This window comes from Seonamhaeicola maritimus (genome assembly GCF_008056315.1).
In the GTDB taxonomy this organism is placed as follows: domain Bacteria; phylum Bacteroidota; class Bacteroidia; order Flavobacteriales; family Flavobacteriaceae; genus Seonamhaeicola; species Seonamhaeicola maritimus.
Map to the genome: position 1 here is coordinate 799,079 of NZ_VRKQ01000008.1, position 13,567 is coordinate 812,645.

The 13,567-nt window shown below is 33.1% G+C and carries 14 protein-coding genes; 4 read left to right on the top strand and 10 right to left on the bottom strand.

Annotated features, from left to right (window positions below; translation table 11 throughout):
- Positions 1 to 66 precede the first annotated feature (66 nt).
- From FUA22_RS03440 to folD, 3 genes are all read left to right on the top strand, one after another.
- The gene (locus FUA22_RS03440) at positions 67 to 1,836 is read left to right on the top strand and encodes a hypothetical protein (RefSeq protein ID WP_147766435.1); all 1,770 of its coding nucleotides are present in this window, start codon (positions 67 to 69) and stop codon (positions 1,834 to 1,836) included.
- 188 nt (positions 1,837 to 2,024) lie between these two features.
- Complete coding sequence (ffh, locus tag FUA22_RS03445; RefSeq protein WP_147766436.1) at positions 2,025 to 3,353, top strand: signal recognition particle protein; 1,329 nt, start codon at positions 2,025 to 2,027, stop codon at positions 3,351 to 3,353.
- Positions 3,354 to 3,396: 43 nt separating this feature from the next.
- Complete coding sequence (gene folD / locus FUA22_RS03450) at positions 3,397 to 4,272, top strand: bifunctional methylenetetrahydrofolate dehydrogenase/methenyltetrahydrofolate cyclohydrolase FolD (protein ID WP_147766437.1); 876 nt, start codon at positions 3,397 to 3,399, stop codon at positions 4,270 to 4,272.
- Positions 4,273 to 4,293: 21 nt separating this feature from the next.
- On the opposite strand, the gene FUA22_RS03455 is transcribed toward folD, so the two are convergent.
- The 9 genes from FUA22_RS03455 to FUA22_RS03495 form a co-directional block, all read right to left on the bottom strand.
- Positions 4,294 to 5,886, bottom strand: a complete 1,593-nt coding sequence (locus FUA22_RS03455) for a M1 family metallopeptidase (RefSeq protein WP_147766438.1) — start codon at positions 5,884 to 5,886, stop codon at positions 4,294 to 4,296.
- Positions 5,887 to 5,892: 6 nt separating this feature from the next.
- Positions 5,893 to 6,321 (bottom strand): VOC family protein, encoded by a 429-nt coding sequence (locus FUA22_RS03460; protein WP_147766439.1) that lies wholly within the window; start codon positions 6,319 to 6,321, stop codon positions 5,893 to 5,895.
- Position 6,322: 1 nt separating this feature from the next.
- Complete coding sequence (locus tag FUA22_RS03465) at positions 6,323 to 7,081, bottom strand: pseudouridine synthase (RefSeq protein ID WP_147766440.1); 759 nt, start codon at positions 7,079 to 7,081, stop codon at positions 6,323 to 6,325.
- A 19-nt stretch (positions 7,082 to 7,100) separates the two neighbouring features.
- Positions 7,101 to 7,928, bottom strand: coding sequence for an alpha/beta hydrolase (locus FUA22_RS03470; protein ID WP_147766441.1), 828 nt, complete (start codon positions 7,926 to 7,928; stop codon positions 7,101 to 7,103).
- Positions 7,929 to 7,931: 3 nt separating this feature from the next.
- The gene (locus FUA22_RS03475) at positions 7,932 to 8,297 is read right to left on the bottom strand and encodes a cupin domain-containing protein (RefSeq protein ID WP_147766442.1); all 366 of its coding nucleotides are present in this window, start codon (positions 8,295 to 8,297) and stop codon (positions 7,932 to 7,934) included.
- A 1-nt stretch (position 8,298) separates the two neighbouring features.
- Positions 8,299 to 9,273: a YitT family protein gene (locus FUA22_RS03480; protein ID WP_147766443.1), complete on the bottom strand. Its 975-nt coding sequence runs from the start codon at positions 9,271 to 9,273 to the stop codon at positions 8,299 to 8,301.
- Between the two features lie 10 nt (positions 9,274 to 9,283).
- Positions 9,284 to 9,841: a hypothetical protein gene (locus FUA22_RS03485; protein ID WP_147766444.1), complete on the bottom strand. Its 558-nt coding sequence runs from the start codon at positions 9,839 to 9,841 to the stop codon at positions 9,284 to 9,286.
- A gap of 43 nt (positions 9,842 to 9,884) precedes the next feature.
- Positions 9,885 to 11,438, bottom strand: a complete 1,554-nt coding sequence (locus tag FUA22_RS03490) for a helicase HerA-like domain-containing protein (protein WP_147766445.1) — start codon at positions 11,436 to 11,438, stop codon at positions 9,885 to 9,887.
- Between the two features lie 73 nt (positions 11,439 to 11,511).
- Positions 11,512 to 12,123, bottom strand: coding sequence for a hypothetical protein (locus tag FUA22_RS03495; RefSeq protein WP_147766446.1), 612 nt, complete (start codon positions 12,121 to 12,123; stop codon positions 11,512 to 11,514).
- A 118-nt stretch (positions 12,124 to 12,241) separates the two neighbouring features.
- Between FUA22_RS03495 and FUA22_RS03500 the strand changes: the two genes are divergently transcribed.
- Positions 12,242 to 12,871, top strand: a complete 630-nt coding sequence (locus FUA22_RS03500; protein WP_147767407.1) for a 7-carboxy-7-deazaguanine synthase QueE — start codon at positions 12,242 to 12,244, stop codon at positions 12,869 to 12,871.
- Between the two features lie 55 nt (positions 12,872 to 12,926).
- On the opposite strand, the gene FUA22_RS03505 is transcribed toward FUA22_RS03500, so the two are convergent.
- Entirely contained in the window at positions 12,927 to 13,454 is a 528-nt protein-coding gene (locus FUA22_RS03505; RefSeq protein ID WP_147766447.1) for a DUF2911 domain-containing protein, read from the bottom strand.
- Positions 13,455 to 13,567: the final 113 nt, after the last annotated feature.

Below are 13,567 nucleotides of genomic sequence, written 5' to 3' on the forward strand. Positions count from 1 at the left end.
GTAGGAATTTTTAAAGTTTAATTGTTTTATCATCAAAAAGCTATGTTGAACCCAAAATCAATTATCATGAAACTTAATTTAAAAACACTTTTGTTATTACCTTTTTTTGCCCTTTTAATGTTTACATCTTGTCAAGAAGAAGTTGTTGACATTACCGAACCTTCTGAAGCCGAAGCTGAGGCAGCTTTAGTTGCAGACTCTGAATTGACAGCCTTTGTTAGTGCTGCTTCAAAAATGGACGGATCTAAAGACAACATTATAGACCGAGCCAGTTGTATATCTGTTAGATTACCTCTTACAGTAATAGCTAACGGAGTTGAAATTATTATCGATTCAGAAGAAGACTTTAAAGTTATTGAAGCCATTTTTGATGAATTTGATGAAGATGATGATAGTTTAGACATGATTTTCCCTATTACAATTATTAATGCAGATCATGACGAGATTGTAATTAATAATGCAGATGAGTTAGAGGAATATGTTGAAGAGTGTGGAGGAGAAAATGAAGAAGATGATGACATTGAATGTATAGACTTTAAATACCCAATTTCATTCTCAATTTTTAATGCTGACTTTTTAATTATTGATACCGTTGAAATTGAAAACGACAGACAATTACACCGTTTCATGAAGCGTGTAAGAAACAAAGAAGTAATTGCAAGTATTAATTATCCAGTTACTATGGTATTGGCAGACGGTACAGAAATAGTTGTAAATAATAACGAAGAGTTACACAATACTATTAAAGATGCTAAAGATGCCTGTGATGAAGATGATGATAATGATCATAATGATGATGACTTTACTAAAGAACGTTTAGATAACTATTTAGTTAAGTGTCCTTGGTTAGTACATGAATTTAAAAGAGATGCAGTTGCTTTAACTGATAGATATTTTGATTACGCTATTAACTTTAAAGAAAATGGAGTTGTTGTAATGCGCGAGAAAAATGGAGATATCTTAACAGGTACTTGGGAAACTAGAATTGTACAAGGTAGAGGTGCTAAATTAAAAATGGAGTTTGAAAACTTAGCAGACTTTACTTTAGAATGGTACATCTATGAAATAGAAGAAGGAAAAGTTAAGGTTTACCAAGAAGAAGGTGGTAGAATTATATTAAAACGTAACTGTGATGTTGTTATAGAGCATACTAAAGAGCGCGTTGAAAACTTCTTACAAGAATGTTTATGGAGAATATCTAGATTACATGTTGAAGGAGCAGATAATGAAAAAGATTATATAGGAACTCCTTTGAAATTCTTTGAAGGTAACGTTGTGAAAATTAGAATTAATGGTGAGTTAGTTGAAGGTACTTATGAAGTATTAGTGAGAAATGCTGGAATTGGATTAGAGATTAATCTTGAAGGAAGACCAGATTTAAAATTACAATGGTTAATCACTTTCTTAGGAAACGATTTAATTAAGTTGTCTAATGCGAACAATCAAATGGTATTGAAGAGACATTGTCCAAATACCGATGATGACCTAAATTATATTGAAGATATTCTTATCACAGGATTATGGGAAGTAGCTGCTTATGATGACGGTTTGGTCCATGTTACAGACCCACTAGAAAAATTCTACATGTACACTTTAAATTTTTTAGAAAGTGGTAGAGTTAAAGTAATAGATCCTAATGAAGGAATTACAGCTGGTTCTTGGTTAGCTTATAGAAATGAAGGATTATATTTAGGAATGAAATTCGGTGATGCTCCGTTTAATGAGTTGAGTCATAGATGGAGAATCAAGGAAATTACACCTAATAGAATTGAGTTGAAAGATTACTCAGCTTCAGGTGAGATAGAGCGCATATTAGTCCTTGAAAGAAAAGAATAATTATGTTATTGGTTAATAAAAGAGAAACTTGGATTTTCGGTTTGTTAGGTTAGTTAGCTAAGTTTCCTTTATGAGAGCTGTCAAATATTATATTTGACAGCTCTTTTTTATTATCCTTTTTCGCAGATTATTATACAATAATAGCTTCAATTCATTAAATTTGCATTTCTCAAAATTTCAAGAAAATTATGTTTAATAATTTAAGCGATAAGTTAGATAAAGCGTTACATGTTTTAAAAGGACATGGAAGTATTACAGAGGTTAATGTAGCAGAAACTTTAAAAGAAGTTAGAAGAGCCTTACTTGATGCCGATGTTAACTTTAAAATAGCCAAAGAGTTTACCAATAGAGTTAAAGAAAAAGCACTTGGTCAAGATGTATTAACTACGTTGCAACCGGGGCAATTAATGGTTAAAATTGTTAAAGATGAGTTAACCCAACTTATGGGTGGTGAAACGGCTGGTGTTAACCTTTCTGTAACCCCAAGCATAATTTTAATGTCTGGTCTACAAGGTTCTGGTAAAACAACTTTTTCTGGTAAACTTGCTAATTATCTTAAAAACAAAAAAACAAAAAAACCTTTATTAGTAGCTTGTGATGTGTATCGTCCTGCTGCAATAGATCAGTTACATGTTGTAGGAGATCAAATAGGCGTTGAGGTTTTTAGTGATAGAGGAAATAATGACCCAGTAGCTATTTCAAAAGCAGCCATTGCACATGCAAAAGCTAATGGGCACAATGTCGTAATTATAGATACCGCGGGTCGTTTGGCTGTAGATAAGGCTATGATGACCGAAATATCAAACATTCATAAGGCTGTTCAGCCACAAGAAACTTTGTTTGTAGTAGATTCAATGACAGGTCAAGATGCGGTGAATACTGCAAAAGCCTTTAATGATGTATTAAATTTTGAAGGTGTTATCCTTACAAAGTTAGATGGTGATACACGTGGTGGTGCAGCTATTTCAATTAAATCTGTTGTAAATAAGCCAATCAAATTTATTGGTACAGGTGAGAAAATGGAAGCTATTGATGTGTTCCATCCATCTCGTATGGCGGATCGTATTTTGGGAATGGGTGATGTGGTATCTCTTGTTGAAAGAGCTCAAGAACAATTTGATGAAGAGGAAGCTAGAAAACTTCAAAAGAAGATTGCTAAAAACAAATTTGGTTTTGATGATTTCTTAAAGCAGATTCAACAGATTAAGAAAATGGGTAACATGAAAGACCTTGTAGGTATGATACCCGGAGCTGGTAAAATGATGAAAGATGTTGATATTGATGACGATGCTTTTAAAGGAATTGAAGCTATTATTCATTCCATGACGCCTAAAGAAAGAGCAAATCCATCTATTATAAATGCTAGTAGAAAGAAAAGAATTGGTGCTGGGTCTGGTACTTCTGTGCAAGAAGTAAATCAGCTTTTAAAGCAGTTCAATCAAATGAGTAAAATGATGAAGATGATGCAAGGCGGTGGCGGCAAGAAGATGATGCAGATGATGAAAAATATGCGTTAATCTTAAAAGAATAAAATTTCTCAATAATTTATAAACGGTAAAAATGACAATTTTAGACGGTAGAAAAGTTAGCAACGATATTAAAGAAGAAATTGCTGAACATGTAAAAGCAATGGTTTCTAAAGGAGAAAAGGTGCCTCATTTGGCTGCTGTTTTAGTTGGTAGTGATGGAGCTAGTATGACATATGTGGGTGCTAAAGTAAAAGCTTGTCAAAAAATTGGCTTTAATTCTACTCTAATTGAATTGCCAGAGTATACTTCGGAAGAAGAATTATTAGAAAAAATCCATGAATTGAATACCAATGATGATATTGATGGGTTTATTGTACAGTTGCCTTTACCAGATCAAATTGATGAACAAAAAGTACTAATGGCAGTTGATCCTGATAAGGATGTTGATGGGTTTCATCCAACCAATGTTGGTAGAATGGCTTTAGACTTGCCAACCTTTTTACCAGCTACTCCTTACGGGATAATGGAATTACTTGAAAGATATCAAGTTGAAACGTCAGGTAAAAATGTAGTCGTAATGGGAAGGAGTCATATTGTTGGCCGCCCAATGAGTATTTTAATGAGCCAGAAGCGTAAAGCTGGTGATGCCACTGTTACTGTTGTTCACAGTAGGTCAAAAAACTTAAAAGAGATTACTAGAGAAGCTGATATTATAGTAGCGGCTATTGGGATTTCAGAATTCTTAACTGGAGATATGGTGAAGGAAGATGTAGTTGTTATTGACGTTGGTATTACACGCGTACCAGACCAAACTAGAAAGAATGGTTACAGGCTTGCTGGTGATGTGGATTTTGAAAGTGTAAGTAAAAAGGCTAGTTATATCACACCTGTTCCTGGTGGTGTTGGTCCAATGACTATTGCCATGCTTTTAAAGAATACGCTTTTAGCCAGAGAAAGAAGAAACTAATAAATTTTAGTATTCATTAGTTTAATCTTCCTCGAAGAGTAGCCACGAGTTCGGGTCGATTACAATATTCTTAACCTCTGATTTTACCTTGATCCTTTGAGATAGCTTTTTGTCTTGTACCATCACTGTTGTGATTTCTGAAGAATCATCTGTATAAATCACTTTTAATTCAATAGGGAATGAGAAAGTAGCATGTCCTGCTTGAGTTTGTTCAATATTAAATGTTATACTTTTTTTATCAGATTCCCATGAAGTTTTTAAAATAGGATGCCCTGGTTTTTCTAACCATTGAGAAAAAAAGGTGTCCAATTCTTGGCTCGTAACAGCTTCAAAAATGAGTTTAAGATCTTGAGAGGAAGCATTTTTTAAGGCATATGTTTCATAATATTTTCTAATGCTTTTCCAAAAAAGATCATCCCCAACTTTTTTACGTAGCATATGTAAAATCCAACCTCCTTTTTGATATGAATTGGTGTTTAATAATCTCATTAAACTCTCAGTTTCAAAATCTAAAACAGGTGTCATTTGCGTTTTAGAGAAGTCTATGATTTGTTTACGGTGTTCATTGACAAGCTTTTTAAAAGCCTCTTCACCTTTTGTTTTTTCAACATATAAATTTGTGAAATAAGTAGCAAAACCTTCACTTAGCCATACATGTGGCCAATCACTTTCTGAAGCTGAATTGCCAAACCATTGGTGTGCTATTTCATGAGCAATTAAGTTTTCAATCTTGCGTTTACCACTTACTGAGTTTTCAAAATAGAAAATATTACTAGCATTCTCCATACCACCAAAACGAGTCTTAGACTGAACATTAGCCAGTTTGGTATAAGGGTACGGGCCTACATTTTCAATAAAAAAGTTGATGACACTTTTTGCCAAGGCGTAATCATAAAACCCTTCACTTTTATTTTGTGGGTAAACCCAAGAAGAAATTGGTACGTTGTGTGTTTCACCTATGTGTTGTACAGCAAATTTAGCAATGCCAATTACCATTACTTTAGTAGGAATGGGGACCTCTGTTTTCCATACATATAAAGTATTTTTATTATCTAAATCTGTTTCCTCAATTTGAGACCCGTTTCCAACAACTTGATAATGTGAAGGTGCTGTAACATGCCATTCAACAAATGCTTTATCTGATGGGTGGTCTACAGTAGGAAGCCATTGATGTGCTCTATTTGGCCAGTTATCTCCAAAGAAAGTGCGGTCTCCATATTTGTTCTTTGATATCACAAGACCGTCTTTTGGGGTACCATGGTAATTTATTGAATAGGTTTTTTTATTACCAATAGCTGAGTTGTCATAAATCTCTAGCACATTATTTTCATGCTTAAAAGAAACAGGTTTTCCGTTCTCAGTTATTTTAGTAACAATCATTCCCTTTTTTGTTTCATCTGTATTTTCTAAATCTAATCTGAAACTGATCAAATCTGATTTGAATAAAACGCCAATATGGGCTTGAGCTTCTATGATATTATTATCATCATTTACAGTAATATGAAATTGATAATCTTGAATATCAATATCTCCATATTCAGTGGATGGTGATTGTGAAAATGATACAAAACCACTGGTAACCAATAATAAAAATAGAAGTATGTATTTCATCATTAGTAGTTATTTTGCAAATAATTGATTCATATCTTTAAAGGCTTTAAATTCTAGAGCGTTGCCTGATGGATCCTTGAAAAACATGGTTGCTTGTTCTCCTGCCAACCCTTCAAACCTGATATAAGGGTCAATAATGAAATGAATGTTTTGGCTTTTTAAAGTTTCCGCGAAATCGAAAAATGTATCCCAAGGAAGTACTACTCCAAAATGTGGAACGGGAACGTCTTTTCCGTCAACAGGATTGGTGTGTAAATCAGAATCTGAATCTTTCGGTTTAAAATGAATTACTAATTGATGTCCGAAGAAATTAAAATCTACCCAAATATCACTGCTTCTACCTTCTGTAAAACCTAGAGTTTCTCTATAAAAAATTCGACATTCCTTTAGATTATGAACAGGAATTGCTAAATGAAATGGAGAAATATTATGGCTCATTTTACTGTCTGCGTTTTATAGATTTAGGAACAAATTCTTTAGATGAATCACTAATTAAATGACTTAATTCAATGAGCTCTTCTTTAGTAAGTTCTCTATATTCACCAATGGGGATGTCAAGTTTAATATTCATAATTCTTACCCTTTTAAGTGTTTGAACCTCGTAGTTTAAATGCGAACACATTCTTCTAATTTGTCTATTTAGTCCTTGAGTAAGAATAATTTTAAATCTATTTGAGCTCATTTTTTTCACAAAACAAGGTCTTGTTGTTTGCTTGAGTTCTTCTAAATAAATGCCTCTAGACATACGCTCAATAAATGTTTGAGAAATAGGTTTGTCAACCGTAACAACATATTCCTTTTCGTGGTTATTGCTGGCTCTAAGAATTTTGTTTACAATATCGCCATCATCTGTTAAAAGAATTAAACCTTCACTAGGTTTGTCTAATCTTCCAATAGGGAATATGCGTTTGTGATAATTTATAAAGTCTATAATATTATCCTTCTCAACCCGAGTATCTGTGGTGCAAACAATGCCAATGGGTTTGTTAAATGCTAAATAAACAAACTCTTTTTTAGTGTTTGAAATTAATGCGCCATCAACGTGAACTTCATCATTAGGAGATAATTTTGTTCCTTTTTCGGGTATTTCACCATTAACGGTAACTCTGCCTGCTTCAATAAGTTTGTCTGCCTCCCTTCGCGAGCAATAACCTACTTCGCTTAAATATTTATTGATTCGTTTTAATGGTGCTTCCATATTGCAAAAGTAAACTATCTTATTTTTGTATGAACTCTAAAATGTTTTTTGTTACAGATGAATCATTTAGTGAATGTCCTAAACCTTTTGTAGAAATTAACATGCTATTTCTTAAATTCTTATTTATAAGTTTAGCATCAGAATACGGAATAACGGCGTCTTTTACATCGTGAATAATTAAGCCTTTGGTTTCTATACTTTTTGAATATTTTGAAGTTGAAAAATCACCTGGTACTGCTCCAAATCTTTTTAAAATAATTTTATTAAGATGTTTCTCTATCTTCTTATTGTATCCCAAAAGTTTGATGTAGCTTTTTAAAATAGTTTCAAATTCTGAAGGAGCTCCCAGTAATACCATTTTCTTAATTGATTTTAGTTGGTATTTTTGTTGAAAGAAAATGGAAGCCATTCCACCAACAGAATGCCCGATAACTACTTCTGGTTGGTATTTTTGAGCTACAATATTGATGAATTCGGAATATAAAAGTGCATTAAATAGTTTGCTTCCGGAAGCACCATGGGCTGGTGCATCTATAGCTATAATATTAAATCCTTGAGGAATAAATCTTTTAATTTTGTTTTTCCAGCGGGCAGAATTGCTTTCCCATCCATGAACCAATAGAATAGTAGCTTTATCTCCTTTCCAATGATAGGTAGCAATATTTAATCCCTCATAATTAAGGTTTTCCTTTTTTGCTGAATTTAAGAATTTTTCATTTTGAGAATTCAACTTTCCCTTTCTAGGAGTAGAGAATAAATGTAATGCTTTATTTGCAGCATAATCTCCAGAAAAGTAGCTCAATACATTTAGGTAAGAACCTATTAGTTTTATAATGTATTTCTCCATAGATTAATCGTCTTCTCTATGCACTTTTTCAATAGAAAATGCAGGGGTGCAAATAGCAATATATTCACAGGGTTCAGTAAACGGGTTTGAATATTGAACCCTTGTATTTCTTTCTATTTTAATAGACTGACCAGCTTCTATTACAACCGTTTCATTTTCAATAATGAACTGTTTTTTGCCTTTAATGATAAAAGTGAATTCGTCAAATTCTGGTGTTTGAAAAGGTTCGCTCCATCCAGCAGGGGCTGTCATGTGAGCGATACTTATTTCAGAGTTGCCATCTGTTGCAAATCCAAAATGCTCTTTAATTGTTTTGCCATCAGTAGTTGGAACTATAAAAGGATTATTCTGAATAATATATTTTTTCATTTTAATCTTTGAAAGGTCTGCGTTTTATCATGCCACCCTTAATGTCTTTTACAATGCCCATTATCAGGAATGCCTTTCTATCTATTTTGTCAATTTCGGTTTTTATTCTAGGTAATTCTAATCGAGTAATCACGCTATAGATTATCTCTTTTGGTACACTTTCACCTTTTTCATTATAACCACCTTTGCCGCTATAAATGGTGCAGGCACGACCAAGTTTTTTTGTTAACATCCATTTAATTTCTTCATGTTTGTCAGAAATTATGGTGAGACCTACGTACTCTTCTACACCATCAACTACAAAATCAACGGTTTTGGCAGCGGCCATATATGTTAAAATGGCGTACAATGCTGTTTCTACTGAGAGAACATAAGCTCCGAAAGAAAATATAATGATGTTTATTATCAATAATACGTCTCCTACCGTAACTGACAATTTTCTACTTAAAAATATGGCTAAAACTTCGGTGCCGTCTATTACACTTCGCCCACGCATTGACATACCAATACCTAAACCAAGAAAGAAACCACCAAAAACGGCTATTAGTAATTTATCATCTGTGATTTTTGGATAGTCAACAAAATGTACTACTAATGCTAAAAGCGAGATTGCAACAATGCTTCTAATGGCAAATTTTAAACTAACAGTTTTTGATGCTAAAATTATAAAAGGAATATTAACTAAAACTAAAAGAATACCTAGTTTTAATGAGGTAACATTTTCTAGTAATAATGAAATACCAGTTGCACCACCATCTATAAACTGATTAGGTAATAAAAAACCTTTTAAACCAAAACCAGCCGAAAAAATACCTATAATTATAAATATATATTCTGATATAGTATGAGCGAGTTCAACCTGTAAATTCCTAACAAGAGGTACAATCTTTTTCTTGCTTACCGGTTTTTTAGGTTGTGTTTTTTCTAGCCTTTTTCTAGCTAAATCAAATATTATTTTAGTTAAAAATGGGTTCATTTATAATTTGTTAATCGTTCCAAATTAAAAAGAAGTATTTGATTTTGGCATCATCAGGTATATGAGTTTCTTCAAACTTTAAGTTTATGTCAAAACGTAAATTAGCAGGAAGTTCTTTTTTGTCAATTACAAAACTGGCATTTAATTCTTTTACAGAGATTACCAATGAATTAATACTATTATTAATACTAGAAATTTTATAAGCAGTATTTATGTCTTTAAAAGTACTTAAGGTAGAAATGCCTTTAACGGTTTTGTACTGTGGATCAATAATCTGAATACTTTTTATAGTGGAGGTAGAATCTAAAACCTTTTCTGGTGTCAAAATAAGAAGCTTATTTCCATCTTTTTTAAATATTTCAATATTGTTAATGCCGCCTGCGAACTCATCACCACTAATAAATTTTGATATTGAGTCTGTAGCAAAAATAATTTTAAGGTCTTTAACTTGAGTAGAGTCTGTGAGCAGACCTATATGCTGTTTTGAAACCTGAAATGGGTCTTGTTCTTTTTTACAGCTTAAAAATACAGTGCATAGTAAAATGAGGCTAAAAAGGGTTTTATACATTATTTTAAAAAGAGTTTTAATTACTAATTTGAAATTATGGGTCTTATTTTTTCATCACTTTTGTAAGGATGCCGAATACACTTCTAATGAATGTAGCACTTGTTAAAACTTTTACTACCGGATTAATTCTAGTACTTTTTCGCCTTCGGGTAGAAGATGTACTTTTTGCTTTGCGTTTAGCTTCAGCTTTTTTCAAAGCTTCTTTTTCAATACGCGCTTTTTCTTTGGCCTCGTCTGCTTCAGCTTTTTTTATTTTTTCATTCAGCATTTCATAAGCACTTTCACGGTCAACTTCTTTATTATATTTTTTTGAAAGTTGTGAATGTGAAACTAGCGTATCCAATTCAGAATCAGTTAAGACATCCATTCTACTCATTGGAGCACGCATCATGGTAGCAGCTAGTGGTGTAGGTCGTCCTTTTTCATCTAAAGCAGAAACTAATGCTTCTCCAATTCCCAAAGAGGTAAGTACTTCTGTTGTGTCATAGTATTCAGAATCTGGATAGTTTTCTGCCGTTAATTTAATGGCTTTTCTATCTTTTGCAGTAAAAGCTCTTAAGGCATGTTGCACTTTTAAACCTAATTGACCTAGAACCTCTTCTGGAACATCGGTAGGGTTTTGTGTAACAAAATATAGTCCCACACCCTTACTTCTAATTAGTTTTACAATACTTTCAATTTGGTTTAATAAAGGTTTTGAAGCTTCGTTGAAAATTAAATGTGCTTCATCAATAAACATGATGAGTTCAGGCCTATCACTATCCCCTTGTTCAGGGAAGGTAGAATATATTTCAGCTAATAAACTTAACATGAAAGTAGAAAATAATTTAGGCCTATCTTGAATATCTGTAAGCCTTATGATATTAATATAGCCCCTTCCATTTTCGTCAATCCTTAATAAATCATCAACGTCAAATGAGGTTTCACCAAAAAACAGGTCGGCTCCTTGCTGTTCTAATTCTATTATTTTCCTAAGAATAGCACCTGTAGAAGCTGTAGAAATTCTGCCATAAGATTTTGTGAATTCTTCTTTTCCTTCATTGGTAGCATAATGCAAAGTTTTCTTTAAGTCCTTTAAATCTAGGATGGGTAATTTATTGTCATCACAATATTGAAAAAGAACAGCCATAACTCCAGATTGAGCTTGAGTTAGGTCTAGAATTCTGGAGAGTAGTACAGGTCCAAATTCACTTATGGTAGCTCTTAAACGGACTCCATCCTGCTCTGACAATGTTAAAACTTCAACAGGAAACGATTTTGCTTCAAATGGTAATCCTATTTTTTCATGGCGTTCATCAATTTTAGGGTGCCCCGGACTTGGTTTAGCTAATCCACTTAAATCACCTTTAATGTCCATAAGTAATACCGGTATGCCTTTATCGCTTAAGTTTTCAGCTAAAACCTGAAGTGATTTTGTTTTTCCGGTACCTGTAGCTCCTGCAATTAAGCCATGACGATTCATTGTTTTTAAGGGAATCTTAACATGAGCTCCAGTTACAGTTTCGCCATTTAACATGGCTGCACCAATTGGAATAAAATCACCTTTAGTCTTATTTCCTTCAGTTATATAATTATAAAAAGTGTCCTTAGCATCCATAGGGTCTAATTTTGTATAAATGTAAAGGAAATAAGAGGAAGAAAAAAATAAGAAATAGGAAGTAATTACTTTATTATTCGCGCCATTTTACCCAGATAACCGCACCTACATCATCTACATCTCCACCAGAATTTCTAACCTCTAGTGTAATATAATCTCCAACATTAAAATCAATATTGTAAGATGTGCTTGTAAACGTTCCACTTGAAAGACTAATTCTTCCATCTAAAGTAGGGTCTGCATTATTCCCAACATCTGTTCCGTTTATTTTGAGGTCAAATTGTTTATCATCTTCTCCTCCGGAAGATTGAATGGTCATATATACAATAGTGCCATCAAAAGGCATTTTAGGCCCACTGCTATTGGCTCTAAGATCTCCACCAAATCTTAACCTTTCGTTATCAGCCCCACCATTTCTTCCGTATTGTAAAGCTGTGGTTTCTAGACTTAACCACTTGATTCTAGTGGCATCATACATAAACAACTTGTCGCCAATTAATGAAATTTGTCCAGTAACTGTTCCGGAAGGAGTTGTTTGGGAATTTAATTCCAAAGCAGGAATTCCAGTATTAGTTGTTTCAATTTCTAATTCGGCAGTTGGGTTGGTAGTTCCAATACCAACTTGAGAAAACCCTATGCTATGCATGCATAGAAATAAGGCAAGGGGCAATATTGTCTTTTTCATCTTTGAGAGAGTGAGAGATGCAATTTACTTTTAATTAATCCTTTCGCGAAATTAGGAAAATTGAAATGGAAATCAAAATATGATAAAAAAGTAAGGGATTATGTATCTTTGCAGACTTATGAATATGGAGATAAAAGAATTAGTAGATAAGGGTGAAATGCTTCCTTTAATGGAAGAGTTTTATACTATTCAGGGTGAAGGTTTCTATAAAGGAACAGCGGCTTATTTTATTAGAATAGGAGGTTGTGATGTAGGTTGCCATTGGTGTGATGTTAAAGAAAGTTGGAATGCAGATTTACATCCGCCTACTGAGACTTCTAAAATAGTTGAAAATGCCAAAAAGAATAGTGATACAATTGTGGTAACAGGTGGTGAACCTTTAACTTGGGATATGACCATATTAACTTCAAAATTGAAGGAGTCTGGTTTAAAAACTCATATTGAAACTTCTGGAGCTTATAAACTTACAGGGATTTGGGATTGGATTTGTTTGTCGCCAAAAAAAATGAAATTACCAACTGATGAGGTTTGTAAAAATGCTGATGAGCTAAAAATTATCGTTTATAACAAAGATGATTTACGATTTGCTGAAGAACAAGCTGCAAAAGTAAATGAAGATTGTATTTTGTATTTACAACCAGAATGGAGTAAACGTGATAAAGTAGTTCCACTTATTGTAGACTATGTTATGCAAAACCCTAAGTGGAAAGTGTCACTTCAAACGCATAAGTATTTGAATATACCATAAATAAAATAAGCCTTGAAAAATCAAGGCTTTTTTAATTGAATCAAAAATTTTCTTATTATTTCGTAATTGAAACAGTCGCTCTAGTAGTGCCCCAGCCTAAATGCAGGTTGCCTTCTGAAAATGTTATTGAGAAAGCCTCTAAAGATTCTCCAGAACTAACAGGAGCAGAAACTCTTATAACATCGTTAGCTTCATTATACGAATAAGCACCCCAAACATTAATATCCTTGTTAATAATGATGGTCCATTCTTTTTCACCAGGAATAGTAAATAGTGAATATTCGCCAGCACTAACTGCTTTTCCACCAATCTTCATATCACTATAAAACGTAATGCTTGCAGCTTCATTGGCACCTGTTCTCCAAACCTTTCCATTTGGAGCTAAAGCACTTAATTCTCTGCCTTTAAGTTGTGGTCTGCTATAAACCACTTTGGCCATTGCTGGAGCATTTCTTGAAGTTTTATATAAGGCGGCATCCATTGGACTTTTGTCTAATCCTCTAAACTTTTGAGCATCTACATTGGTAGATAATAACATAATAAATACAAAAGCAATAGTGGAAAGTAATGATGATTTTTTCATAATGAAATTTTTAGATTTATGATTAGGCTTAAAGTTAAGAGGAATTTCTGTTAACATTCTTATAAAAGTCGAATGTGAATGTTAAAGTTTACAATGACCTAAAAAAAGAGCCA

What these genes read in the sequence shown, in the direction of transcription:
- FUA22_RS03440 (WP_147766435.1), top strand. Translation starts at nt 67, where the DNA reads ATGAAACTTAATTTAAAAACACTTTTGTTATTACCTTTTTTTGCCCTT.
- ffh (WP_147766436.1), top strand. Translation starts at nt 2,025, where the DNA reads ATGTTTAATAATTTAAGCGATAAGTTAGATAAAGCGTTACATGTTTTA.
- folD (WP_147766437.1), top strand. Translation starts at nt 3,397, where the DNA reads ATGACAATTTTAGACGGTAGAAAAGTTAGCAACGATATTAAAGAAGAA.
- FUA22_RS03455 (WP_147766438.1), bottom strand. Translation starts at nt 5,886, where the DNA reads ATGATGAAATACATACTTCTATTTTTATTATTGGTTACCAGTGGTTTT.
- FUA22_RS03460 (WP_147766439.1), bottom strand. Translation starts at nt 6,321, where the DNA reads ATGAGCCATAATATTTCTCCATTTCATTTAGCAATTCCTGTTCATAAT.
- FUA22_RS03465 (WP_147766440.1), bottom strand. Translation starts at nt 7,081, where the DNA reads ATGGAAGCACCATTAAAACGAATCAATAAATATTTAAGCGAAGTAGGT.
- FUA22_RS03470 (WP_147766441.1), bottom strand. Translation starts at nt 7,928, where the DNA reads ATGGAGAAATACATTATAAAACTAATAGGTTCTTACCTAAATGTATTG.
- FUA22_RS03475 (WP_147766442.1), bottom strand. Translation starts at nt 8,297, where the DNA reads ATGAAAAAATATATTATTCAGAATAATCCTTTTATAGTTCCAACTACT.
- FUA22_RS03480 (WP_147766443.1), bottom strand. Translation starts at nt 9,273, where the DNA reads ATGAACCCATTTTTAACTAAAATAATATTTGATTTAGCTAGAAAAAGG.
- FUA22_RS03485 (WP_147766444.1), bottom strand. Translation starts at nt 9,841, where the DNA reads ATGTATAAAACCCTTTTTAGCCTCATTTTACTATGCACTGTATTTTTA.
- FUA22_RS03490 (WP_147766445.1), bottom strand. Translation starts at nt 11,438, where the DNA reads ATGGATGCTAAGGACACTTTTTATAATTATATAACTGAAGGAAATAAG.
- FUA22_RS03495 (WP_147766446.1), bottom strand. Translation starts at nt 12,123, where the DNA reads ATGAAAAAGACAATATTGCCCCTTGCCTTATTTCTATGCATGCATAGC.
- FUA22_RS03500 (WP_147767407.1), top strand. Translation starts at nt 12,242, where the DNA reads ATGAATATGGAGATAAAAGAATTAGTAGATAAGGGTGAAATGCTTCCT.
- FUA22_RS03505 (WP_147766447.1), bottom strand. Translation starts at nt 13,454, where the DNA reads ATGAAAAAATCATCATTACTTTCCACTATTGCTTTTGTATTTATTATG.